At 51.3% G+C, this 26,732-nt stretch carries 16 protein-coding genes and 3 pseudogenes; 12 read left to right on the top strand and 7 right to left on the bottom strand.

What is annotated here, in order from left to right:
- Positions 1-1,890: 1,890 nt before the first annotated feature.
- Positions 1,891-2,991 (top strand): ABC transporter ATP-binding protein, encoded by a 1,101-nt coding sequence (locus C443_RS00655; protein WP_005532813.1) that lies wholly within the window; start codon positions 1,891-1,893, stop codon positions 2,989-2,991.
- Positions 2,978-3,784: a hypothetical protein gene (locus C443_RS00650; RefSeq protein ID WP_005532812.1), complete on the top strand. Its 807-nt coding sequence runs from the start codon at positions 2,978-2,980 to the stop codon at positions 3,782-3,784. Before C443_RS00655 ends, C443_RS00650 begins: the two co-directional genes overlap by 14 nt.
- Before the next feature lie 1,438 nt (positions 3,785-5,222).
- Here C443_RS00650 and C443_RS00645 read toward each other — a convergent pair.
- The 5 genes and pseudogenes from C443_RS00645 to C443_RS00625 form a co-directional block, all read right to left on the bottom strand.
- Positions 5,223-5,963 (bottom strand): annotated as a pseudogene (locus tag C443_RS00645) (IS5/IS1182 family transposase).
- Between the two features lie 104 nt (positions 5,964-6,067).
- Positions 6,068-7,417, bottom strand: coding sequence for a CapA family protein (locus C443_RS20595; RefSeq protein ID WP_080505419.1), 1,350 nt, complete (start codon positions 7,415-7,417; stop codon positions 6,068-6,070).
- Positions 7,418-7,667: 250 nt separating this feature from the next.
- Positions 7,668-8,798, bottom strand: coding sequence for an ABC transporter permease (locus C443_RS00635; RefSeq protein ID WP_005532806.1), 1,131 nt, complete (start codon positions 8,796-8,798; stop codon positions 7,668-7,670).
- Positions 8,788-9,471 (bottom strand): ABC transporter ATP-binding protein, encoded by a 684-nt coding sequence (locus tag C443_RS00630; protein ID WP_005532803.1) that lies wholly within the window; start codon positions 9,469-9,471, stop codon positions 8,788-8,790. The genes C443_RS00635 and C443_RS00630 overlap by 11 nt, the downstream gene beginning before the upstream one ends.
- Before the next feature lie 55 nt (positions 9,472-9,526).
- Entirely contained in the window at positions 9,527-10,885 is a 1,359-nt protein-coding gene (locus tag C443_RS00625) for a hypothetical protein (RefSeq protein ID WP_311241356.1), read from the bottom strand.
- Between the two features lie 878 nt (positions 10,886-11,763).
- Between C443_RS00625 and C443_RS00620 the strand changes: the two genes are divergently transcribed.
- The 5 genes and pseudogenes from C443_RS00620 to C443_RS00590 all read left to right on the top strand — a co-directional run bounded on the left by C443_RS00620 (position 11,764) and on the right by C443_RS00590 (position 19,789).
- Positions 11,764-12,291: a hypothetical protein gene (locus C443_RS00620; RefSeq protein WP_152422990.1), complete on the top strand. Its 528-nt coding sequence runs from the start codon at positions 11,764-11,766 to the stop codon at positions 12,289-12,291.
- Positions 12,292-14,539: 2,248 nt separating this feature from the next.
- Positions 14,540-14,725, top strand: a complete 186-nt coding sequence (locus tag C443_RS21375) for a hypothetical protein (protein WP_049943791.1) — start codon at positions 14,540-14,542, stop codon at positions 14,723-14,725.
- A 43-nt stretch (positions 14,726-14,768) separates the two neighbouring features.
- Positions 14,769-17,909, top strand: a complete 3,141-nt coding sequence (locus C443_RS00600; RefSeq protein ID WP_049943790.1) for a type 2 lanthipeptide synthetase LanM family protein — start codon at positions 14,769-14,771, stop codon at positions 17,907-17,909.
- A gap of 320 nt (positions 17,910-18,229) precedes the next feature.
- Positions 18,230-18,412: pseudogene (locus tag C443_RS22025) on the top strand (transposase); the annotation flags it as partial.
- Positions 18,413-18,766: 354 nt separating this feature from the next.
- Positions 18,767-19,789 carry a tyrosine-type recombinase/integrase gene (locus tag C443_RS00590; RefSeq protein ID WP_005532791.1) on the top strand — a complete coding sequence of 341 codons (1,023 nt, stop codon included), beginning with the start codon at positions 18,767-18,769 and terminating at the stop codon, positions 19,787-19,789.
- Positions 19,790-19,883: 94 nt separating this feature from the next.
- On the opposite strand, the pseudogene C443_RS00585 reads toward C443_RS00590, so the two are convergent.
- Positions 19,884-20,192: pseudogene (locus C443_RS00585) on the bottom strand (hypothetical protein); the annotation flags it as partial.
- A gap of 1,390 nt (positions 20,193-21,582) precedes the next feature.
- Here C443_RS00585 and C443_RS21030 point away from each other — a divergent pair.
- The 5 genes from C443_RS21030 to C443_RS00560 all read left to right on the top strand — a co-directional run bounded on the left by C443_RS21030 (position 21,583) and on the right by C443_RS00560 (position 26,270).
- Positions 21,583-22,794 carry a hypothetical protein gene (locus C443_RS21030; RefSeq protein ID WP_152422989.1) on the top strand — a complete coding sequence of 404 codons (1,212 nt, stop codon included), beginning with the start codon at positions 21,583-21,585 and terminating at the stop codon, positions 22,792-22,794.
- A 254-nt stretch (positions 22,795-23,048) separates the two neighbouring features.
- Entirely contained in the window at positions 23,049-24,020 is a 972-nt protein-coding gene (locus tag C443_RS00575) for a hypothetical protein (RefSeq protein WP_005532787.1), read from the top strand.
- A 102-nt stretch (positions 24,021-24,122) separates the two neighbouring features.
- Positions 24,123-25,223 carry a hypothetical protein gene (locus C443_RS00570; RefSeq protein WP_005532785.1) on the top strand — a complete coding sequence of 367 codons (1,101 nt, stop codon included), beginning with the start codon at positions 24,123-24,125 and terminating at the stop codon, positions 25,221-25,223.
- Positions 25,220-25,873, top strand: a complete 654-nt coding sequence (locus tag C443_RS00565) for a PQQ-binding-like beta-propeller repeat protein (protein ID WP_005532784.1) — start codon at positions 25,220-25,222, stop codon at positions 25,871-25,873. Before C443_RS00570 ends, C443_RS00565 begins: the two co-directional genes overlap by 4 nt.
- A 34-nt stretch (positions 25,874-25,907) precedes the next feature.
- Positions 25,908-26,270 (top strand): hypothetical protein, encoded by a 363-nt coding sequence (locus C443_RS00560; protein WP_005532782.1) that lies wholly within the window; start codon positions 25,908-25,910, stop codon positions 26,268-26,270.
- A 249-nt stretch (positions 26,271-26,519) separates the two neighbouring features.
- Here the strand turns inward: C443_RS00560 and C443_RS21025 are convergent, their stop codons facing one another.
- Positions 26,520-26,711: a hypothetical protein gene (locus C443_RS21025; RefSeq protein WP_152422988.1), complete on the bottom strand. Its 192-nt coding sequence runs from the start codon at positions 26,709-26,711 to the stop codon at positions 26,520-26,522.
- Positions 26,712-26,732: the final 21 nt, after the last annotated feature.

Genomic DNA, 26,732 nt, shown 5'->3' with positions numbered 1-26,732 from the left:
CTTCTCATTGATCTCAGGGAGTTGTATAGTCTGATTAAATTTGGTGTCATAGCTATCCTTATTCGACTCCTCTATTCCTGACTGTTGAAGTGCAACAGACATGGATATTAGTACGAACTCCATAAGTTAAATTCTTTGATATTAGGTGCATGATATATAGGGTTGTCATACTAAGCCGGTGGTACAGAAGTGTTCCCATAGCATGATGATGGGGATAGCAACGCCACTTTCCCAGTGGTGATTGACGAGTCAATGAGTGGAGTCATAAGGCAAGGGAGACGTGTACTTGAACCCTCACTGCATCTCGGGTCCCCGCGGCCCGAGGCCAGGATTCTTGCGGATACCGATCGCTGTTTCCACACGTGAGCGCTGGATACGTTTTGTCGCGTCTCTTTTCTGTAATCTAGCGGAACACGTGACGGCGATACAGTCAACCTCCCACGAAAAGTGTCCCTGTAACATTTAGTGAGCGGAGGAACCTGTACGTACGAGCGGCCTGCTCCAAGACCTACTTGGGTAGCACAATAAACTCGTTGACGTGGCTATCGTGACGGTAGCTCTGTATAATCTGAGAAACAACGACGAACCAATCGACTTCAAGTACAGGATTGAAGATCACACCGAGAACCACATAAATGATACCTGGATAAGATAATCAGTGTATGATGAGACGTACAATCGCCGGACACAAGTTGAGTGAGCTTCGTGGAGCCGCGCTGGCTGCACTCGGCCGGATTTTGCTTACAGATAGTCTCAAGTGTTCGTCAGAGTCTTTCTTTTGTTGTCCGTTCCTAAAGCATGGGTATAATGTTCGCGAGTACCGTGTAAATACCGTTATATTCAAGCAAACGGCCACCGGCGGCTTGTCAATTTCGACGGTTCGGCCATACACTACCACCTGCCTTTCCTTATAGCTCCATGGGGAGCTGTTACTGCTGTAGAGTGAACAAAGAAATCGGAAGAGATGAGAGCCGAAGGATTCCTAATGTATTTGCTTAGTGTCACTATTGGAAATCGAGTGATAGGATACGCATCTATTCGTGCCCGAACCACATTTCTCCACGTGTTTGGAGCGAAGTTGTTCATAGATTCATGTTACTGGGGTGAATGAATCAAAAACTGAGTCATTGGTTAAGAACGGCGAACACTACCGATCTTCCCTAAGTACCCGACAAAATTAGCAACTATGTCAAATCACGGACTCTACTCTGATATCACCATAACTCACTATCGGGTTAAAAAACGGACGTCCAGACACACGTCTGGGCACAGGTAGTGTGACACATTTCAATGATATCATTGGAAGGACGGTCTACGCTACTGTGCTCATTATTCGTCGGGTGAGCGCTAAATTCGGCATCGTAGTGGTCTTTATTCATTGTCTCAACCTCATTTTCACCAGTTACTACAGACATGTGTGTTGATTTTGGTTCTTACTATTAAGAACTTTTGATGTCTCCCATACCTGCAACGAACCATTCTTTCCATACACTTTGTTACTTCCAGGAATATCTTCCAGATTATACTAACCATGCTCACAAATATAATTCTGGGAGGCAGTTATAGCAACAGTGTGTAGAATTTCCTGCGCAATGACAGACATGTGGTTGGATATAGTATAAATTATACTTCTCGCGGCTAAGGTCGTCGCCCCACTCAAAGTCGGTAATTGCAATGACGAGTTGGAGACACAGTGCAGGGAATGCATATGCTCTGCAGGGACTTGGTGCTGGTGGACACAGTTTCCAAACCCTGCCGCCTCGCACGTGACGCTTTCTATGACAGGCTCACATCAGCAGGCTTCCCATGAAGTCATATGTGAATATGAATGAAACGACAGTTATTATATGGAGTAGTATGAACATTCGAAATATAAGGATGATATCATAAATGAGTGAGTCAGATAATGGACCAGCAGTCTATGTTGAAAACCTCCAGAAAACGTTCGGAGATGGGGAAAATGCTGTGACTGCTGTCGACGGCCTGTCGTTCGAAATTGAAAGGGGGGATGTTGTCGGACTGCTGGGTCCGAACGGAGCTGGAAAGACGACAGCAATCAAATCCATGCTAGGATTAGTCATTCCGGACGCAGGAACCGTCAAGATTGCTGGAATCGATGTTTATGATGATCCGAAGATCGCGTATAACAACATAGGGGCAATTCTCGAAGGTGCGAGAAACGTCTACTGGCGACTGACTGTTCGAGAGAATCTTGCCTTCTTCGCTGGTCTTGGCGGCGATAATCCCACTGACTTGCGAGAAAAGCATGAAACTCACCTAGAACAATTTGGCCTCACTGACTGTGCTGATACCACGGTTAACGAACTTTCGCGTGGAATGAAACAGAAAGTGTCATTGGCGTCAACGTTGGCGCGTGATGTTGAGGTGATCTTTCTGGACGAACCGACGCTTGGCCTTGACATCGAGACATCGCTAGAACTACGCTCTGAGTTGAGCCAACTGGCTGATCAGGAAGACGTAACGATTATTCTCTGTAGCCATGACATGGACGTAATCGAGGATATTTGTGATCGTGTAATCATACTTAATGAAGGAAAGGTAGTTGAGTACGATACGGTCGACGCCCTGCTGGAGTTATTCCAGACGAGCCAATACGAGATTACTGTGAATGCTCCTGATAAGAAGGAGATCCGCCGGAAATTAGAACGATATGACGGCGTCAATTGTACTAACGAAACGAACCATCTAATCATTACTGTAACAACAAATAGGGAGGCTGAAATATTCGATGTAATGAACGCACTCGAGAAGCATGAACCAGATATCCGAAACATCAGAACTGTCGATCCGGACTTAGAAGAGGTGTTTCTTCGACTGGTCGAATCCAATTCCGGGCACTCCAATTTTAATGGTAAACGCAGCAGTTCTAACCTGAAGAACAGTGAGACGAAACCGAAAGGGAAAAACGACAACGTTGACCAATCCGACAAATCATCATCCGTAAACATAGACACACATGGCGACTTCTGATTTCGACTCGTCCGACGCCGATCCTTCGTTGATTGCATTACTCAAGGTAATCACATATAAGAAATGGATTCTTCTCGTCCGATATCCGGTAAATACTGCGTCAGAGTTCCTGACACTGTTTATATTCTTTTTACTGATATTCTTTGGTGGCCAGGCCATCGCTGGCCCTGCACTTACTGACTCGCTCGACGGCATAATCGTTGGTTTCTTTCTATTCTCACTTGCCATTACATCGTATTCAGGATTGGCTTGGAGTGTTACCCGCGAAGCACAGTGGGGAACGCTTGAACGACTCTATATGTCTCCACATGGGCTTGGGACTGTTATGGGTGTAATGACGGTTGTTAACGTCTGTTTTAGCTTCCTGTGGGGACTGCTACTCCTGATATTGATGATGGCCACCACTGGTCGGTGGTTGACCTTTGATCCATTTTCAGTAGTTCCACTGGTATTTTTAACACTGATGTCTGTCATTGGACTCGGCTACCTGTTTGGGGGACTCGCCCTCATCTACAAACGTATCGAAAATGTATTTCAGTTACTACAGTTTGGGTTCATCGGGCTAATCGCAGCACCTGTAAATGAAATTAGGTGGCTGATGCTTCTGCCAGTAGCACACGGAAGCTACTTCACTCGAGTTGTCATGGAAGATGCAGTTCGCATTTGGGACCTCCCTGCAGCGGAACTCGCTATTCTCGTAATAACCTCTACGACCTACCTTCTAATAGGCTACTATTGCTTCTACCGCGCGGGGAGGATCGCACGAATGCGAGGTGTGATGGGGCATTATTGATAGGATAGGCTCTTATTATTTGGCAATCTGCATCAGTTGAACAATTCTGTCTGGTTGAATTAATAGGAATGTCACACGCATTCGAGTTTTGCGGCTAAACCAGCCGCTATCTGTTGATTCGATATCAGCGCAAATACTTGGCTGAGGACCTATTAAGAAGTGTTACTCACAGCCCATCGGATTCGGTCGTAGTTGAGCTATTCAAAGGGCGTGTCCTCCCAATGCATTGTGCGACTGCACGGCTGAAACCACATCGGACGACGGTTTCAGACCCCCAAAGCCAGGACTGACCGTTTCTATACGATCTGTGTGGGTACAAACTTTCGCGGAGCTTATATTGATAGTGCTAGACTTTTAAAAATGGCTGTGCCCAGATATATCAATTAGATCGTTAGCCGATTTAATTGCGCCGATTACCACAGGTTTGATGTGCTGTGATCAGACACGTTGGACCACAAGACATATTGCACGAAACAAATTCCTCGCCACCATTCCCACTACTCGTTGACTGAGCATTGGAGTCGTTAAATTTGCTATCGTAGAGCTTTTTATTATCTGTATCGGTTTGATATTCACCAATTGCTACGGTCATGTATTGTGTTAGCTACCCTTAATATTAATAGCTTTTGATATTTTAGTATGAGTTCTGCCCGGTTGATTTCGTGACTGTCGCGTAGACAGAGACATGTGAAGAACATATCTCGCGGCATTTTGGGATTTGATATGCCTTTCAGGGATAGTCTCCGAGCAGCAGAAATCATCTCGTCAGACCTGCTACCACCGTTCTGAAGTGGGGCCGATGAGCTGAGATAAATTCACCAAGGGTGAACTCCTCTCACGCCTGCACAACGAATTCAGAGCTAGACCCCAGTTGTGGGCAGAAGTTCATTGCTATTTATATTCTGGATCTTAACCTCCGATTTGTGCGTGGAACGCTCTTACTGAAAATAACGGCTCTGTTGAAATTCTAATATCTAGATACTATTCACTGTGCATCAATCGTGCGCACCGAGCCTTAATCGCTAGGGGACGATTGCGAAGTAGATGGTGCTTCGTTATTGGTATTGCTTGGGAACTCGTGTGCAAGTGCTACACCAGCATACACGCCGCCGAGCCAGAGACAACCAAGGAAAACCACTATCGACAGATCATCGGCGAGAAGCGTACTGTTTGGGGTAAGAAGCATCAGCGTGGGTGCCAACACACTAACGAGAGTGTACCAGAATTTCGAGTGAGGACTAGACCATCTAGTTCGATACTGGGGATACGCAAGAAAACCGCACCCTGCAATTGACGACGTAACTGCAATACTGCCCCCAATCCATAAATCTCCACGCTGTATTCCAAAGACATAGCCAAGTACGGCACCGCTTCCGATACCGACCAACGCTGAGGACCAAGACTTCATGATGGACACAACAATTGGATCGGCGATAAATTATTCCACTGAACCTGCTAATTGGAGTGATCGGTTGATGTTATGGGTGAAACAGACGATGGTGAGTTCCCGAAACTGTTTCCACCAGTGCCGTGAGCGGACGAATGCGCCGTATCTCTGCTTGAGACGTGAGTGCACTGTCTCGTTTTGACTGCGCTGACCGTAGAGATCGGCATCCAACCGAGCATTCCACGCCTTGTGAAGTGACGAGAACGCTCGATGCTTGATGAGCGACGGTGCAATTTGCGAGTCGTGTTTTCGTGTCGTCGTCACGTGTGCGTCGATGATTGCGCTCGACCACACGTCTACGAGAAGCGTGACTTTCAACTGCTGAATCGTCAACTTCGCTCGCTTTGTGTAGTGTTTTGAGGCGTGGCTGCGGTCGAACCCGGAGGCATCGATACCGACGACACCGTTGGTCGGAAGGATGCGACCGAAAGGCTGAGCAGGAGACACCATACGGCCATGTCAAGGCGATTGAACGCCTTACACAGTGTCGAAGGCGTTGGAAGTTCCTCAAAAGGTCGATGGCTCTGCGAATCCGAGGCATCTCGATCAGCTCGTCGAGAATCATCCGGTACGTCGTATTCTTTCGCACCTTGAGACAGAGCAAGACGATGTGCTGGTGGAGTGTGTACCGTTGTTTCGAGAACTTCGACGAGTAGCGAGCACCGCACGACGAGCCAAGTGGTACGCCCGCTCAACGAACCGAAGCAACTGCGACTTTGGGAAGGCCTGCATTCAGTCGCACTACCGCTCGCATCTGTAATTCTTTGAGGATTTCAACAGAGCCAAAATAACGACACTACTGAGACGGCGGAGGTGTCTCATATTAATTCCTGTTTTCAACCTGTAATCCGGATGGTGCCGATACCGTCCGATCGCTCGATTGATGTCCCATACATCGTTGATAAACGTTCCAGATCATCGAGTATATTGATTGCTAACTCCTTATCCGCGAGTTGTGGACTGCCACGCTGGTAAACCGGCTTGTCCTTTCCAAGGTCAAGGGGATACAGCTTGACTGTGAGCCCATCATCGAACGTACATAGTGGTAATATGCTCTTGCCGAGTTTGGATTTTGGAGCCATTGTGGCAGGGAATCCGGAATCCTCCTCTAGCATTTTGACAAATGTACCAGGCATTGTATCAGGATCCGTATCATGGATTGTGTACATTTCTGCTGGGAATTCCTCAATTGTTTGGTGTTGCATGGCGAAATCTCCGAGGCTATAAAATATCGGTGCGTCATTGAAGATTTCGATACCACGGAGGACATGTGGCCCGTGACACATCACTACATCTGCACCGGCATTAATACACTTGTGTGCAACTACCTCTAGAAACTCCGGCACAGACTGATCGTTTATACGTCCATTAGCACCAGTATGGACATGCAGGCTGGCGACAGTAACATCACTCCGGTGAGTAGCCTGTTCAATTTGTTTTAGGAGAGCGTCAGCATCCACGCTACTGAGTTGGTATGTCACGCGGGGTTCTCCCTCTGATGCCATAAAATGGATGCCCTGTCCATGACCTAGGTCCAGCATTAGGTGTTTTCCGTCATCCAAGCTCATATTCAGACCCGATTTAATTCTTTCCAGACCAATCGCCTCACTAATTGATTTAAGCTGAGCAAGCTGCTCATGGGAAACCCGATAGACAGGGCTGGTACGCAATGGGGCAACTCCTGGTCGGGGCTCACCTCTCGGAACCGATGTCCCTGCATGAGTCCCCGGTTTTAATTCATTTGATGCTGCAACTACTCCAAGTCTGCCAGCAGAAGTGTCGAGGTAAGCAGGGGCTCGAGCGGCCTCGATATTCCGGCCAAGCCCCGCGTATGGGACGTTGCGCTCTTCGAACGCAGTCATCGTGGATATCATGCCTTTCCAAAGAAAGTCTGCACTATGATTTGATGCTGCAGTAAAGCTGTCGAAACCAGCATTTAGAAGATCCTCAAGTAGACACGGTGGTGTGCGGAGGTACATTCCGTTATTGAACCCCGCCGGGGGGCCACACGCTTCGGTGATTGGCCCTTCAAAATTGCCAACAGTCGCGTCCGCATCTTGTAATATATCTATTATATCCTCCTCTGGGAACAACCGCCGTGACGGTGCGATATCCCCTGTCAACACGAGTGAAAACTCGCTTTTAGAGCTCGATATCATCTTAGCTTGTTTCTTAGCAAACCACATTTGTTGCTCATCTCTCTTGTCCTTGAGATTTTACCTAACAATTTGGACCTCATTACACTAGTGCAGTTTGAACTTTTGAGTACAACAACAATATAATTTGCGACAAACCGGCGCTAAGGCTGGTATTACGCCAGCGTCTGATCCGACTAAATCCCTTTCCATGTAATCATACCACATGCCGAAAGAAATAAATACAGGATTCGTCAAACGGGGGTGAGCCGCTACCTGAACACGGTGACGACACGAAGAGCTAGCTTCGTAGTGCGTCGACTGGTTCTTTACTCGCTGCTTTCCATGCTGGATACAGACCGCTAACCATACTCATCAGTACGCCGAAGGCGAACGCAGCACCGACGTACCAGGCGTTTGGCAGCCTGAAGACAGCTATCGCGTTTCCAACAGTATAGTGGTTGATTGCCAGCCCAGAACCGATGCTCAGGATAACGCCAGCGATGCCACCAAAGAGCCCAAGCAACATTGCTTCCATCAGCATTACCTTGAGTACATCCCGTTTCTGGTAGCCAACAGCTCTAAGCACACCTATCTCTTCTCGACGTTCGACAGTGGACATTAACATCACGTTGAGGATGGAGATGCCGGCTACGAACAGCGAAATCGATGCAATACCGGTGAGAACAATGTTGATTATCTGGAATTGCTCTTCGTATTGTTCGACAACCGAGCTCATTTCTTCGACAGAGACTCGCTTTTTTCGCTGATTTAGCGAGTCACGAATTTTCATGGCGGTTTCATTAGCTTGTGTTCCAGTTGATTCGCTGACGATCACCCCCGAGTATTCACGTTGTCCAAATGACTCGATAGGTATGATTATCCGATTATTAGGGTTGGTTGGAGAGTACCCCTCCTCGTTTAATACGGCCTGAACTCGAACAGTGCTCCCATTGATAATAATTTTACTCCCTGGGTGAAGGTTGTGCTCCTCTGCCACGTTTGACCCAACGAGAGCACCATTCCGGAACGGAGTGATCTGACCCTCATCGGCTTCGTACAGTCTCTTCGGATTCTGAATCCCCCATATTCGTTTTTGCCCTGGTTCCCCACGGCCATATGATACCGGTTCCATACGGTTTTTTACTGCTGTGACAGTTGCATCAGCACTCACCTCTCGGCGGATAGTCTGTACGTCGCGCTCAGTGAGGTCTGTGACGTTTTCTTCCGAATTTGGAACAACTGTGATATCACTCCCGACATTCGAAAGATTCTGGCTAAATGAGTACTGGAGCGCAACGCCGAACATCCCCAGCGAAGCAATGGCGACAACACCAATGACAATACCGAGGGACGCCAGTAGTGACCGCATCTTCGTCCGCGTGAGGTTGCGCCGTGCCATCAGCACGGCTGGGAGGAACCTACCGGCCATTTTTGCCCTCTTGTCCAATAGTGCCATCAACCAGATGGACAGTCCGATCGACGTACTCGTTGACCAATTCGTCATGGGTGACCGCGACGATAGCCACGTTGTCTTGGTCAGCGATGCGCTTGAACTCATCAAGTATCTGCCGGCCAGTATCGCTGTCTAGGGCTCCGCTTGGCTCGTCAGCTAGGACGAGCTTCGGGCTGTTGATAAGTGACCGGGCAATGGCGACGCGTTGCTTCTGACCACCAGAAAGCTCGTCTGGCCGGTGGTCAAGTCGGTCGCCTAAGCCTAACCTCTCTAAGAGTTTCCTGGCTCGGTTTGTCAGTCCCGGGTCGTCGTTGAGCAGTCGTGGAACTTTGACGTTCTCGACAGCGGTCAACGTTGGTAGCAGGTAGAAATGCTGGAACACGAAGCCGATAGTCTGCTTACGGAGCGTGGTCCGTTTACGATCGTTGAGGCCGGTCACGTCTGTACCGTCTAAAACAACCTTCCCTTCCGTCGGCGTCGCCAGTAGCCCAAGGATATTGAGCAAGGTTGTCTTGCCACTGCCACTGGGTCCCATGATAGAGACGAATTCCCCGGGTTCAATTGCAAAGTCGATACCCGCTAGCGCGTCCAGCGTCTGGCCACCCGTGCGATAGCGTTTGACCAGCTCTTGTGTGTCGATAACCGTCATACCTCGATGTCGTCATCACCGCTGCGGTATCTGTACACGAGCGCGCCAACAGCAATCAACAGCACCACCCCGCCCACGGCGAACATTGGGAACATGCTGCTCTGCTCTGGTTAGTGTCCTCGACACTGGATTTTGGAGGCTGTGCCGCGCTTCCCGGCTGCTCAACTGCTACATCGAAGGTCTGTGTCTTTCGCTTGCTGTCGACGAGATACGTTACTTTCAGCGGGACCTCGGTGATATTCTCTTTAGTCCGCGCGTGCACGTCGAACGAGACGAAATCACTGGCTGGGACCGTCCCAACGAAGTACTCGCGGTTTGGTGTCGCTGGGGTGACTGCCTCAGTGTCAACGACACTGACCAGCACACTGTCGGTTGCTGTTTCTCCAGCGTTGCTCGCGCTCCCGGAAATTTGAACTTTTCCGTCCTGCTGAATCACATTTAGTCCGGCGAGATGTATTGTACCCGGGACGGAGCGAAGCGACGTCGTCCTGTTTATGCTTTCTGTCTTAGTGCCGAGTTTGTAGTCGGCAGACACCGTGATATCTGCCTGCGGCTCATCCAGCGTCGCGTTCAGCCGTACTTGCCGGGAAGAACCGGCTGAGAGGGTCTCCAAGGTGATTGGCTGGAGCGACGCATTCTCTGATGTTCCGCCGACAGCGACGTTCGATATCGGAGCATTCGCACGATTCGAGACTGTGACCCGGAGCGCGCGGTCGCTGCCGCTGCCCACTGCAGTAGTGTCAAGTTTCACACTGTCGCGGAGCGGGTCCGGGGTAATTACCGTTGTTTTGGTGATATTCCGTGTAGTTTTGTTATCGACGGTGTAGCGGACAGTGGCAGTGAGGGTTTGCTCCCCGACTTCAGTTGGTCGAAACTTGAACGGAGCAGTCACTGAATCGTTCTGCGCGACGCTCGCCTGTACTATCCGGTCTTGAGTCATTTCGATGCCCTTGCCGTCCATGGTGATCTCAACGTTCGAGATTTTGGTATCGAGGCCGTTCGCAACAGTGACGTGACCACCAGATTCGACACCAGCGACTGAGTCATTCACCGTGATGTCGACTTTAGGATGGCGTTCCTGAACTTGTATCTGGACTGGGTATTTGAGCAGGACATTCTCGCCAGTGCCACGATCATGGCCGTAAACGATGGCACGGAGGTCTTTGTCTCCGGAAGAACTAAACGAAGCGGTCAGGGGCACGTCTAGCGTGCTGCCCGGCGATATTGAGCCCAAATCTGAAACACGTTCGTACTCTGTGATACCTTCTCCACCCGACTTCCGGATCACGATGTCGTTGATTTCGAGCGGGGCGTCACTGCTTTGGAGGTTCCGAACGGTTGTATCGAACGTGACCGTCTCGCCCGGTGCTGGCGATGGTGGTGACACGGTAACATTAGTGATGGAAGCGTTCACGCTGGCGCCCGCGACTGAGAGTGGGATCGAATTAAGTACTACGAGACAGGCAATTACAACCGCAAACTTCCGAATCAAGTCTCCACCTCTATCCGCAGTGGTTGTGTGTCAATCCGACTATTCAACTGAAGAAAGACATTAGCAACTGATACCATATAGATGTGTCTGGTTGGAGGAATATTAAATATACTGCATGTGTTTCTCGGTGAGAAACTGGGCGGCCAGTGAGCATCGTAAGACAGTCCAACCTTGCTAGCTATCTCCGGTGCTGAGTGATCAAAATGTCGTATTAACACATATCGTATGCGAAACTCAGTACCAAATAAATCGTCCACGAGTAACTGTTTCTGACGAGCGAGTCTACCGCCGAAACAGTTGTCTGGACGGTACTTGACCGCAGCTTCTGGCAGTCGAAGCCACGAAGATGTCAGCGTCGGCGGCAGCCTGCCGTCGACATGACAGTGTTGCTGCTCTCGGAGTAGCTGATCCAGTCAGCGATTACCGCTCAAACCGGTTGTCAGGTGGCCGTTTGGGTGAGACCGTCCACCGAAACGAGAGTGTTTCCGTCGGAGGTGACAGAGGATGTCCGTACTGGATGGGCTATCTTCACTCCGATCACACAGTGTGAGAGCGAGGTCGATATCAGCGTTTGCGGCGAGACTCACACCAAACGCACTGAGAGAACGTTGACGAGAAAGTTAAGCAGCGGGTCCTCGTAGATTTCATGGTCTGCTTACTGTTGTTGTTTGGGCACACTTTAGCAAGCAGACATCTCAATCACTCCTCCTTCTATGTGGGATTCTCTCCCCGCACAAGGATTGGTATCTGGTAGTCATCAAAATATATTAATAGCTCCTATGTGAAAGTACAGAATGCTTATGATTTCCTCAAATAGCGACCAAAATCTGACGAACCGCCGATCCATCCTCCTCGGTTTCAGTGCCATGGTCGCTGGAGTTAGTGGTTGTTCCTCCCTCAGTGAATCCGCTGGTAGTCTTCCAATTGGATTAGAAGACATCACTATTGTTAACGCCTTGGATGGTCGCTGCATTGGTTCAATCGAGGTAATCAATCCCGATAGCGAGCGTGTACTCAACAAACAATTCGATGCCGAGGGGGGCGCTGATCTTCCCCCAAATGGTGATATTGACGAAAAGCACGTCGCACAATACAATGATGTACTTTCCACTAGTGGGACTTACACAGTCTCAGTCGCAATAGACGAGGAAAGCAAAGTTGAAGGTACCCCTGAACTCAATGCGGACATCAGTGTGAGTAAGCCTGATAAGGAGAACCTGATGATTGCTATTGGTGGCGAAGAGCCAGCAGAACCGATAGCTATTGCAGTTGTTGAGAAAATTGGCGATCTCTCTGATTGGAACTCCTGTGCGGCAGGGTGCCAATAACCAAACCGCTCCAAAGTATAATCTTGTAGCTCCCTTGAATCACTCAGCGGCGTCGGTGTGGGTCGGTAAACCAAGAAACTGAAACGGATGAGTAGCGGTTTGGATGAGCCTTACACTTACTTCACCGGTGGAATAGTATCGTTGGCAAAAAGTTATTACGACAACTGCCCTCGACAGAGTACAGATTTTCCTCGAGGACACCTATGAAATGATTATTGAACAACTAGAAGCATGCCGCCAATTCTCTTCTGGAGTCCCCTCGGTTTGAGTCCGATCACATCCATCAACGCTGAATAATCGGCCTGATATGATCATGATGAACGTCCAGCGAGTTCTGCTGCATCATCTTGAGTAACATCGTCGAACTCTTTATACGTGATTGCAGCCACCAAACACTTCGACCCAGCAGATTCTTCGCCTGTTCCACAGATTGTATCGCGTGAGCTCGCTTTTGACCTCCACTGAACTAGAACGGATACGGAGAACTCATAAACTAAGTCCAAGACTGGCAGTTTGTAGCTACAGAACGATCTCTAGGACATCACACCTATCTAACATAACACATGTGCCTGATAATATACATTAAGAAATTATACACTTTATATAACAGGTGTACACTCGTCATTCTGTGTTTGTCAGCAGGAAACCTACACTCGAGATCATACTGTAATCCTGGGTCGAAAGTGAGTCGCCTGACAAACGCGACTACTCGCCCGACGCGTCTAGCACTCCACTGCTCATCAGCCAATTCCTGAGTTATTCGATTCTATTAAATTCTCGGATGCCAACCACAGGGAACCACCGAGTTACGTAAATTATCTCGGGTCAAGCCACATGACATCCGTCTCGAACCCCTGTGAAACCCTCCTATCCCAATACTCGGGGCTACCTTTGTGTTTACGCAGGCGAATACCTCAAAATGATTGGACCATTCCTCTTCAGTTTAAATCTCTCCTGTCGGTTGCATCGCGGTAGCGGGCTTCCTATGTAGGGTTTGGCATTCTCGGTGAACGTTGTGTACGTCGAAGAGGGGTCATTTGAGCAATGGCAGTGATGAGTAACCGAGAGACTAACCAAACCGGTGAAGGATAAGATGAGTGTGCGGCCACACACCCAGCGTTCTGGTGGAAACACGATCTCCTCATCAGCGTGTTCGATCAGCAAATTGAGTAGTACATGACTCACCAGTGGGAAAACAACGCAGTGTACAGCAGTATCTTCACTACGTACTTTTTCGTAGTGTCGAACTTGTCCAGTTCGTATTGCGTATTCAGTTCACGCAATAACCTCCGTCTCCCACCGACAGCTGTAGTTCGTCGCGACATCCTCAAAAAAGCTTCTCTCGGCAGATTTATGCTGTATAACTAGTATTCATCGTCCTCGTCGCAGATGCCGACACCGCTGAAACGTTTGCCATCACGTGATTACATACCCCGTAATCACGACTGTCGAACCCAGCTTTGACCCCAACGTCGATATACTGACGATACATACCGTCCACCATATCCTGTATCTGGGTTCCTTTCGAGAGAGTGGCGTCGCCACGCCAATCCCGTAATTCGCTGTTATCTCCGGGCATCCGTCGTTTTTGAGTGGTATAAAAAAGTAGTCCATTCTCGTCGATCAGCACGAACCGGCGGTAGCCGAAGTACGCGCGATCAAACAGAACGAGATGGCCCTGTAACCAAGGTTCTATTTCAAACTCCGTATTGTTATGTGTTTTCTTGTGTGATGCTGTAGTCCTCTATTGATTGCTCGGTTAGATTGTGATCTGGTGGAGTTGTGTTCCCCCTCTTTGTGAGCTTTGAACTCATCGGAAAGAAGTTCATGGAACCGAAGAATCGCCTCATCAGCACTGATAATTTCACGAAATCGGTTGAAAGCCTCTGAAATCATGTCCAGAACAGCAATCTTGTCGGGTCCGTGTTCGAAGAGGTCGCGCATGTACATGGCTAACTCTGGCGCCATCGGTTGGTAAAGATCACTAGGACACAGTGCCTAGTCACCACTAGTAGCGTTGTAGCACCGGTAGTAATCGTCCAGAGAACGGCTGCGCAGAGAGGCAGAATCAGGTAAATTTGGCTTAGTTCACCGCTAAGCAGAACAAATGAATCGACTCCCACACAGGATTCGGTGGCGTCGTTCCCACGCTGAACTGCGGTGATCCCACTGTTAGACTGTAGCATATATCTAACAGCCGACAATAATAAGCAAGGATTTATCTACTACTGCTTAGACAAGTATGAATATGGAGAGCTACTCCATAAATAGTATTGGTGAACAGTTGGACAAAGACACATACGATGCTGAATTCGACGAAGTTACTCTATCACCGGAGTCTGATAATCAAGATATTCCTGGTGTAGCAAAAGCGGACGATGATAAATGCTGGGTTTTGACGTGCGGTATTACCGTATTTCCGAGTGACGAGTAGAAGAGATAGCATTCAAGTTCCATAATTTTTCAACTTCACCCCCATGAGTGATATATTTACAGAAAAAGAACGGCGTGAAATTGCCGGTAGAGCGCGTACTCTTCACGAACGGCTGAACGGACCAGGAAACGACCCTATAACAGAGCCTCCTATAGAGCCGGATCAAATGCTTCGTGAGTGGAAAGAGTTGTTTCCGGATGAAGAATCTTTCCAAGCCAGATTAGAACGAGAGGGGTTTACAGAATCTCGGGTTCACGAACAGATGGCTGCAACCCATTGGCCTGCCAATGAGCCCCTTCCTGAGTGGATATTCAGTGTGGAAGCATTAATCGAGTACATTGAGACCAACCCAGATACTGATGAAGAACAGATCTCTGTCCCATCAGACACTCCGTTCAGAGAATTACTATCCCCAATCACTAGATACGCGTGCAATCAGTTGCCAGAATTGACCATTCCCATGGAAGCGGTTTCACCGATGGTTCAAAATCTCATATCGCAGCTTGAACTGCTTTGTACACGGGCACTGTACGTCGAATTCAAGAGTTTTGTCGAGTATCACGATCCGGAACTGGCTGCCGCCGATCCTGACGAATTTACCGATCCACCGACTTCGTACTACGAACAGTTCGTCGATGCAATGTTCAAACAGGGGTTCAGGAATCTTTGTATAGAGTATCCGGTACTTGTTCGACAACTGGTACAGATAATCAACCAATGGATTAACGCCACAGACGAGGTAAGTCGGAGAATACAAACTGACCGAGATGCCCTGAAAAGCCGATTTGGAATTTCAGGTGACATAATTTCACTTGAGCCACTCTCGGATGACGCGCACAATGGTGGCCGACTCCCAGTTCTTGTCTCGTTCGAGTCAGGAAGTGTCGTCTATAAGCCACGATCAGTCGATGCCGGAATCAGGTTCTACGAAATTCTCGACCGACTCAAAGATTACTTCTCGATTCCGTCGATTCAGACACCCAAGTTTTGTTCCCGAGACGGTTATGGCTGGATGGAACGAATTAAGTACCAAGATCTTCCATCGGAGGATGCTACCAAACGTTACTACGAGCGGGCGGGAGCGATTCTCTGTGTTGCATACGTATTAAACTTCACCGACATTCAGCTCGAGAATTTAATTGTTCAAGGAGAGCACCCTATGGTTGTTGATGGGGAGACAATATTTCATCCACATATTGGCCCGGATTCCTGGCCAGTTCCAACAGAAATTCCCGCAATAGTAAATGATTCAGTTCTTTCCACTGCACTCATTCGTTTTTCTGCCGGTGATCCACGTAAGCCTGATAAAGAAGGATTTGCCGCATCGCTTGCCGGGCTCGGACGAAACAGTGATCGAACGAAACTCTCCAGCCGAACTCGTCCGATAATCAGTGCAGTTAACACTGATGTAATGTCCGTCGAAATTGAGCGCGTCGAAGTCGGGCTCAGAACGAATACACCATCTATAGGTAATACGGATCAACCACCAGAAGAATACATTGATGCGATCACTCAGGGATTCGATGAGGCTTATAACACAATCCAGAATCTGCACGCGGACGAGCGGTTTCTTACTGAAATTGCCAGCCCCGAAATAGTTAGAGATGTCGAGAATCGACTAGTGTATCGGTCGACTATACAATACGTTTCGATCTTGCGCTCAGCTGTCGGACGCAATCCACTTCAAGATGGTGCCCGTTTGTCTCTTGAGTTTGAGTCGCTCGCAGTGCCGTTCTTTGACGGACAGATAGGGACCGACAAGTACTGGCCGCTGTACGAAGCCGAACGACAGGCACTGCGCCGACTGGATGTCCCACGGTTTTCTTCCCGTATTAATCAGCGTAAGGTGTTTCATGATAATTCTGAAGTCGATGTTTGCGTCGACAATTCAGGATACGAAAATGTCCGGAATAGACTTGATTCGATGGATGCAACTGACCGGCATCGGCAGATATGGTTGATCCAGCAATCCCTGGATAAGTCAGTCCCAGAGAGGTCGGTACCGTCTTCGGTTGAACCAACCGAAAAGCAACTTCTTCTCGAAGCGGAGGGTTTATTCGATAAAGCGATTGATGTAAAAATAGATACAGCGAACAGTTGGGTATCGATCACGCCTGATTTCTCTGGAACTAACCTCTATCCGGCAGACCACTCACTATTTTGGGGCAGAGGAGGAATCGCCCTTACCGCAGCGGCACTGTATGACGCTACCGGGCGTGATTACTACCGACAACAGGTCAGTGACATACTTAGCCCAACGGTCGAGAGTCTTTTTGAAGGAACTCTTAAATGTGGTCTTGGTGGGATAAGAGGAATCGGTTCCGTAATATATGTGTTCTCAGTTGTCGCGGAGTTATTAGATGAAGAGTATTACCGAAAGTACGCCGAAAAAGCTACACATTTGGTGACCGAAAATCGACTGGCGGCTGACGACACCCTTGATATCATGGAGGGCTCTGCTGGGACATTGTTGGGACTTCTCGCCTATTACGATCGATATGGAGATTCAACCGTTCTCGACAGGGCTATCGCCTGTGGAGACCGATTGCTAGAAGCTCGTACCAATATTGGTGGACATCAAGTATGGATTACAAGTGACGATAAGTACCCGTTGACTGGATTTTCACACGGAACAAGCGGGATTGCGTATTCCCTCGCTAGCCTTGCAGCGGTAACCGATGATGGCCGGTATGCTGAAGCAACTCGAGACACTATTGAATTTGAGTCTGAATTATATGATCCTTCTCTGGTTAACTGGCCGAAATCAACCAAGAGTGACAAATATGTGGATAGATGGTGTCACGGTAGGTCCGGGATGGCACTTACACGGATTGGGATCGGCGAACAACTCAATGACGAGACGCTGATTGACCAAGCAATGTCTGCCCTGTCAGTCACTGCCAAAGCGGATCCAGCGAGTTTAGATAACGTCTGCTGTGGAAATGCTGGTCGTGCAGAGGCTCTGCTTGTCGGTTCCCGTTACACCGATATCAACCGATCCAGGGCGCTTGAGCTAGCAGGGAGGATGCTCGCTCGCCGGAACGATGACGGAACGCTTTCGTTGCCTGGTCACTCGGAGTGGTTTGTCAACCCGACATTCTTTGATGGCGTCGTCGGCGTCGCTTACACACTTCTTCGGGCCCGTAGTTCCGACACCCTTCCCAGCGTCCTATTACTCGAATAATGATTTGAGAGTGACATCGTGGTTTGTTCGACTCACCCTCTATACTGGGCAGTTGGACGAATACTTGAACGTCCTGTGGTCAGCTTCTCGTCGTGACCCCGACACGTGAGTCTCGCCGCACTGTCTTCCGTCAGATTTCCCAGTTATCCGACGCGGCTGGCCAACGTACGAGTCTAGCCCGCTGTTCAATCGCTCATCCCTCCCAGCGTTGGAATCAGATGTCTGCCTCGTCGCGGAAACCTAGTTCCACCACGACGAACACGAAGGCGTCGAAGCATTTGTCCACGCAGTGCCGCTTGCATACGTCCAGTTCGATACCCACGACCCCGAAGGATTTCCGTTTGCGGTTCTTCTACTTCGCGTTCGCATGTCTGTTGTACTCAATCTGGCGAGCGGTTGATCTGCTCGTGCAGGTAGAGTTGACCGGTGAGTATGAACACTCGCCAATTGTGACAGCGGACAATACGCTAACGCTGTTGAAGAAGAAAACTGGAATCGGGTAGAGAGCCCCCTCCCCCGTAATTGAGCAACTTTGAGTGGCTACGCTGCCGGGAGTCGTCGAAATTCGCGTGTATGGTCGGTGGTTCAACAAGATTGGGTGTTTGGAGAGCAATCTGAGTCAGTTTCCGTTCACTGAATCGGCCGAAACCACGCATCACAGCCCCGCTGAACCCCTTGTAGTCTCATCTTCCAGCTGGCGCGGATTTAGTATAGCATCATATGATTTATTACATACGACATATGACGTTATCAGGTCGTTCAGGTGGCTAAACGTCGATATTCTGGTTTTGGGATTAGGTTTGTACTACAGCAGTAAGCACCATCAGTTTTACCCGGGCCGCCGCTGTATGGGAAGCATGGATCGGCTTCCGCCTGAGTACGACGCTACTCCCGGGAGTGACGCTCTCGAAGCAGCCATCGAGAAGCGACTTGTCGATATCGACTCCGGGCGCTACCGAACGAACGTCGCGAGCGTGCTGCGGAAGTTCGCGGCATGGAGTCGAGACCAGTATGGCATCACTGACCCCAAGGACATCGACGACGATCTCTGCCGACAATACGCTCGTGAGCTGGCCCGAGCCGACGACCGGGACGATATCTCGCCGGAAACAGCACGGCGGTACTTCGCCTACGTCCGCTCGTTCCTTACATGGGCCGTCTACGAGGGCCTGATTCCGACGAACCCGGCCAAGACCAACCACGCCGAAGGCCCGCTTCCGACCGACGAGACTGAAACTGACCAACAGTACTGGACCACACGCGACCGGGAAGCCATCTGTGCCACTGCTACTGCTCGCGTCGACGAAGCCGGCGAAAGTGGTGACGTCGACCGCACGGCGGCCTACCGCGACCAGGCACTCGTCTTCTTATTCGCCTACTCCGGAGCCCGCAGCGCGGAACTCGTCGCCGTCTCCGATGACGAGGAACGGAACGGCCTGCGGTGGCGTCACGTCAACCTCGATGCTGGCACGATGCAGGTGTTCGGCAAGAATCGCACCCGAGAGTCCGCACCCATCCTTGACGATGCACTTCGTCCACTTCGGCGCTGGAAGCAACTCCGAGAGCCTGACGAGAACGAGGCCGTGTTCCCCAGACTCGACAACGCGGCGAAACCAATGGACCCGACGCCGTCGATCACAACCCAGTCAGCCCGAAACATCCTCATCGATCTTTGTGAGTGGTCTGAGTATGACTTCGAGGAACCGCTGAAACCACACGGCGCTCGCCGTGGCCTCGGGCGAGAAATCTATCGCGAAAACCCACAGCTAGCACAAGACGTACTGCGGCACAAGTCCATCGAGACAACCCATGAAGGCTACGCTCAGGAGGCCGCTAAACGGACTCGTGACGAAGCGAACGACATTATCTCCGGCGAGTAGCTTGCGGACATCTCTTCACAAGGGACCAGACAGACGACGCCCCAACTGAGCTAATTAGCGAGGTGAGAACGTATCGTGTGTTCTGGAACCGCTCCTACAACCGACGGTAGATGATGATCCCACCGAGAACAGCGACGATCATGCTCCCGGGAATAAGCAAATTCGTCGGTGCGCTCCCAGACGGCTCGACATTGTCTGTGGCCGCGGTCTGAGACGGTGTGATTGCTGGCCCACCGCTGCTGGTCTGGGTCGAGGTTGATTCCTCGGTGTCCGTTTCGGTCGAGCGTTCAGTCACTGCGGTCGTCGTTGTTGTTGGGATGTCACTCGGCGTCGTTTCCGTTCCTGTCGGTGTGTCCGTCGCTGTTACTGTGTCACCAGAGTCACTGCCGCTGGAGTCGCTATCCACACCCACCCTCTCCATCGAAACGAACGGTTTCGCCAGAATATATGTCGATCGCGTAGGGCTTAGCCTCCAGCAGGATATCGACGGTGATGGGGTGCCTGATCATATCGAGCGAGGCTTCAAGACTGGGACTGGTGAGACGATTCGGACGGACCCAACTGACCCGGATACTGACGGCGATGGGGTACCGGACGGTGAGGAGATCGGAGACTGGATTCGCCTCTCAGTAGAGAACGAGTCCGGTAGTTATGAGCGGTCCTATTATCGACTCAATAGCGACCCGACCGCCGTCGACACCGACGGGGACGGACTCTCCGATAAAACTGAACAGGAAGGTTGGAATGCACACTTAGCTACAAGTCCTGACCAAGGTGAGCGATATGAGAATGCAACAAAAGACGAGAGTCGGGATTCAGTTAATAAGCTGACGGAAGTCACAGTCTCGTCTGATCCACTATACAAGGATACAGACGAAGATGGCGTAGATGATTTGCTAGAACACCAGAGTGGGATTGACCCGAGACAGCGTGATTCTGACGGCGATACTATCCCTGATAAGAAGGAACTACAGGAAGGGTCTGACCCAGCGATTCATGATCACTCTGCGCCAGTCGTCTATCCGCTCTCGGTAAAGACGAATAACGCTCAAGGAACCAGCTATACCGTCTCATTCAGCGTCGTAGATGACAGTGGGTACACCAGTGTCAATATCTACAAAAACGGAAAGCGCCAGATCCAGGTTACGGAAGTCAATGAAGAAGCGGGGACATATCCTGACCGGACATTCAACGTGGACCGGGAGGCGGTGGGGACCATCATCACAGGGACAGGAAAATTCTTCTCACCCACCACAGTTGACATCGAGACGACCGATATTCACGGAAACAGCAAACGACAAACCATCAGTGGCCCAGACACCTACGGTCAGGCCGCTCGTGAGTATGAAAAGCTGCCCACTGTAGCTTCAGAGCGTGGATTCATCTCCTTCATGGGGTACGTCTCAGCGGGCACTACGGTTGGGAAAGAATCAGTCGTCGGCATAGTCGAAATGGTCGCTCACCCGCTGCAGTATGCCGAGCAAATGCACCAGCTCGGAAAGACGATCATATCGAATCCGGCGATTGTCACCAAAATGCCGGGAATGATGGCTGACCAAACCCGGCGGCAACATGAAACCCGGAATCCATTCGACCGGGGTGAGAAACACTACAATACATTCGGTGGGGCATGGTCGCTTGGATACTCGACTGGAATCGTTCTCCCGGCAGCTGTAACTCGTGGTGAATCGCTCGGTGTCCAAGCAGTCAGCTACTCCCGCAGACTGCAGCGTGTCGTTAACGCGGTCGACTCGGCAATTCCATCCCATGTTCCAAATGGAGTGCGGCCCGGTGTGCTCCGACAGGCAGGCAAAATCGATAGTACGCTTCCAGATACGAACGTCCGGACGGGCACACTGAGCGCGAAACTCAACAAGCTACCCGGCCCCAAGCGCAAGCAGGTTACTGAGCAGTTTGATGAACTTGATCCACAAACCAAACGATATCTCAGCAAAACCGATGTTGACGCACCGGCGACAAAGAGTGCCAATCTGTTCCGGAACGCCGGGCCGAGTGGACGCAAGACGCTGAACAAGCTTGCCGACACCGACCGGAAGGCGGCAGATGCACTACTGGAGATTGATGATGCGGCGACCCAGCGGCGGTTCACTCGAGCCTACGACAGCGGCGAGGTCGACAGTGGCGAACTGTCGACAGCGCTCAGACGCTACGACGAACTGGACGCCGATGAGAAAGCGGTGGCTCGGGGGGCTATGGCGCGGTCTGATACGGACGCGGTCCGACTCATGCGTACCGATGTCTGTAATAGTCCCTGCGATGGGGTCCTGAAATCCGTTGAGGACTTCGTCGACAGTCGCAGCGGACTGGACCAAGACGCCTCGGACAAACTCGTCAGAGCGTTCGAGGATTCGGACGATGTGCCTGACGGTGTCCCAGGCGAAGAGCCGGGCAAAGTCATGGAAGATCTTGAGTCGCTTGACGACCAGAACGTCGACCGTCTGGATGATACTATCAGTAGGATATCTGGTGACCAGTCCGGCTACACCGGGCTCGCAGGTGAGACCCGCACTGCACGGCGTGTCTCCGAGAACAACGACGACGCAAATGTCGAGATGGATGCGACGGTTGATCCCGACAACATCGCCGACGAGGACCTTCCGGATGGTGTCACCAGAGACGACCTCAAAGATGGTCCGACCGATATCGATGTCAACGATCGTAACGGGGCCGCATACGAGTCGAAGAACACCAAGGAATTCACACCGCTGTACCCCGACGAAGCTGAGTATGAAGCACTCGGTGGAAGACTCGACAGCCTCCGCAAAAAGCTAAATACACAAGCTGCGAGCGGCCAAGATGAAATTGTCGTCGTTATGCGACAGGACCAACTCGACGCTGAGTACAGTGACGAAGTTACCGGTGAATTCCCGGACACTGTGGATAGTGTCGAAACTCCCTCTGACGTTGGCCAACTCGTTGAGGACAACTTTGATGACGTTAGTGTCGAATTCAAGAGTTACAGCGATCTGAACAAGGGAACATGAGTAATCCGATCAAGCAGGAAGGGTCAGTGTTCGCCTCTTTTCACAGCAATGAGCAGCCAATCAGAGCGAGAGTTATCGACAGAACACTTTCGATCTGTGCGGAGATGGGATTGACAGAACACGCGACTGACTCGGAACCATTGAGCCCGGAAGATGTGACTCTCTCTGAAAAAGGCCGAATCTCGGTTCATTCCGAGAACAGAGAGATACGTCTCAGATTTCGTCTCGATGACTGGAGCGGACCGATTGACACCATGCTAAACGTGTCTGTAGATGCAAACCGACTGGTCGAAGTAGACCGTAGCTCGGGTGATGCGTACACGGGCCCTGCGCAGCTATTCGTCGAACTGATTCGCCGACTCGCGGTCGAGCTCGATCCGTTCTACGTTTCGACGTTCAACAGGGCGATAATGGACGGTGAAATCGCTCCGACACCTAAAACGGTGCTGCCAGTCGAGACCCCGTTCGAACTGCGGCGACTCCCGTGGCTGGGTATCTACTCAGAGCCGTTGATAGAACGGTTCGGTGGTTGCGAGCGGGTTCTGGATGCTCCAGCCTGGAAGGTCGAAAAGCTCGAAAACGGCAGTATCCTCATCGTCACGACCCGGATACCCTGGGATGACTACGGCAGCAAACACCCAGCAGACCGGTATCTGTTGGATGGGATGGATCGAGCGGACGCCGTTTCACCGCCGAGTGACGTGACACTGTCAGATCCGTTCGCGAGTTTCGACCCCGATGCGATCGGCACCGACGTCTGTGTCCACCGAGAGAATATCGCCCCGGAATTCGCCAATGAGGACTTAGAGCTCGTCCCTGTCCGTGTCGACGAGCACCGGAACCTGCGGCATCTCGATACCGGTACGTTCGTGCGGAACGTTGTCACTGATACCACGGGAGACAAGGCAGATATCGTCAAGCGAATGCTCTCAGATATACCTGCCACTGCTGAAGACGATCTCTACGTCTCGGCCTTGCTTCGGGACGTAATCCCGCCGTCGTTCATCAGACTGGACGACCCCGAAGCCGAGAATGTCGTCACGAAGGTAATGGACCTCGACACCACCGTGAGCAAGATCAAGCTCCTCGTGAGTCTCGGCCGCGTGGCCCAACAGGACGACTTCACCGCCGACGACCTCGACTCAATGGAGGGCGCACTGGACACGCTTAACGACCTCGACGACACCGAGAACATCGACCAGTATATCCGCAAGCGGCTTCTGTGACTGCAGTCTCTTTCGACACTCCTCATCATAAGCGCTGAGACGGACTAGGACGTCTCTGACGGGCTGCTGGAGATTGATGATGCGGCGACACAGCGGCGGTTCGTGAAGGCCCACAAGCAGCGTGAGGTGTCGACGGACGAACTGTCGACGGCCGTCAAGCGCTACGATAGCCTCGACGCGAGCGGCAAAGACGCTGCCGACGATGTCCTTGCTGCAACCGGCGACGACGGCGCCGAGCTCATCGCCAAAGCCGACGGCGAAACCGTCCGCATCCTCGCCGACGGCTCCGGTGACCTCGACCAGTCGTTCCGCCGGGGCGTCGCTCGCGCGGCTGATGACGACAGCGTCGACTCCTTCGACCAGATCGACAGGGCCGTCAAAAAGGTCGACAACCTCGACAGCACTCAGCAACGACGGGCCAAGCAGCTCATCGCCGATACGGATGGGGCTGGCGTCAAGCTCGTCGACGAACTTGGAGACGATACGCTTCGGAAACTGCTTGGGGACACCGATATTGACGCCGTTGACCTCTCGCGTGCGACCCGGAAGTATGGGGACCTTGACGAGGGAGAGGCCAGGCAGTTCCGGCGTCTTCTCGACGATGACGATCTCCGGAAGTCCTGGATCCGCGCTGCAGGCGATCCGGATATTTCCAAGCAATCGGTAACAACGGCGCTCAAGCAAGTCGATTCCGTCAGCGACGACGTCACGATCACCAGCTTCAAACCAGCTTCCGACATCGACGTCGATTCGGATCCGTACTACTCGTCGTGGTACGACGGCCCGGAAAGCCCGTACGACGCCGATACTATCGTCATCGACGGGAAAGCCGACGAATCTCTCTCGGTCTATCGGTTCTGGGATTCGACGAGAAACAACCACGAGGCCGGACCCTGGGCGACCGACGCCGACGACATCGATCGGTTGCGTAGCGACGCTGATGTCGGGTCGGACGAGATTGTCGACCGATACGCGCTTCCCGGCGACGCCGACAAAGTTACCAGGCTTGATGTCGATGAAGGAACCATCGTCCGCATCAGCGAGGCCGGGGAGAACTTTGGCCACGATGGTGGTGGGATTCAGTACGAGATTCGTGGTGAAGATATGATGGACGAAAGCAGGGACCTCAAAATGAAAGATCTACCAGCCATTAGGGATGGAAAATGGGATGTGGATACGTTCCTTAGCGGTGATTCTCCATGACAATTGAGGTTGACTGGGACCGAATCTCGATTAACGGTGAGGAGATCGTTTTCCAGTATCCTATCGGAGATTCGATTGTGGCTGATGAGCGTGTGATTCTCCGGACAGAGTACCAAAACCGCAATATAGAAGGATTCGATTTTCACATCAAAGACCAAACCCGAAATGTTATCTCAGTGACTCCGTCTGGAGAACGTGAATGGGTAATTGAGTCGGTACAGAGTGACGAAGAAGATGCCCACCATTACGATTTGTGGACACTTCTAGATCGCTACCTAACTCAGCACACCGAAGGGAATTTCGAATTCGATCCCGAGACTGGTGACATTCTCAACAAATGGCCACATAACCAGTTACCCATTGCCGACAGAACTATTGAACTTAGCGGCGAGATCACCCGAGTTGTCGAATTCGATACCGCCATCTTCCTGCGGTGTAAACAGGCCACTCACACTCTCTATGCCTTCGAGGCCGATGGCACCGAACGCTGGCGTTCGGATGCTGGCGAACGACGAGGCACCATTTTCGTCGAAGATGGCGAACTCTGGGAGCAAACCGCAGTCAATCGCACCACTGACCACCGCTACCGACTCGACCCCGACACCGGCGACAGATATGATCGAGAGGTCATCGACACTGGTCTGTGGTGAGCGGACGAAGTCAACCAACACTCAATTACAACCAATGGCAAACCCATACGCGGACGGATCCATCGTCATGGACGCAACGACCACCGATTCGACTGAATACCTCCAGTTCGACCCCGACGGCCTGCCCGGCGAACGCTGGCTCCACCGCCGTGACCAGTTCGATGCTACCGCCGACGAAGAAGAAATCCGCGACGAGTACGCACTTCCTGAGAGTGAATCAATCACAGTCGCCATCGTTGACGTTCCAGCCGACGTGGCCATTCGAATCGGGACGATCGGCACACTTCATGGTCGAACGGGTGGGGCAGACTTGGTGGAACTTCGTGAGTTCGAGTCCGTCCCAGAGGCGTGGATTCGTGACTCGGTCCCGCTGGACACCATGCTTGAATCTGACTAGCTCTCGGTTTGATAAGTGAAACTGTTGGTGGCATTGGATTCCCGTAAGGACCGCGTTCTTAATGCTACTATGCTAGCCTCTGGACTGACCACCATTGTACGATCAGTTCCAATGGGGTTGGAAAGATTGTCGTGGGTGGAAAGAGCGTCATCCGACCGACCACGGTCGATGTCGAGACGGTCGACATCCACGACAACAGTAAACGGCAGACGCTGAAGGGGCCGGATACATTCGGTGAGGCCGCTCGAACTACGACAAACTGCCGATCAGCGCCGGCGAGACTGGGTTCATCGGCCTGATGTCGCTTTTCTCGGGGACGACGACGGTGATCGGGATCTCGCTCGTGGGGATCGTGGAGATGATTCTCCATCCCAGGCAGTACGTCACGCAGATGGTGGGGATGGCGACGATGCTGATCAACCGGCCGTCGATCGTGTTCAAACTGCCTCAGCTGAAGGTGCA

Origin of the sequence: Haloarcula argentinensis DSM 12282 (assembly GCA_000336895.1) — an archaeon.
In the GTDB taxonomy this organism is placed as follows: domain Archaea; phylum Halobacteriota; class Halobacteria; order Halobacteriales; family Haloarculaceae; genus Haloarcula; species Haloarcula argentinensis.
This window is presented reverse-complemented; position numbering and strand designations above follow the sequence as displayed.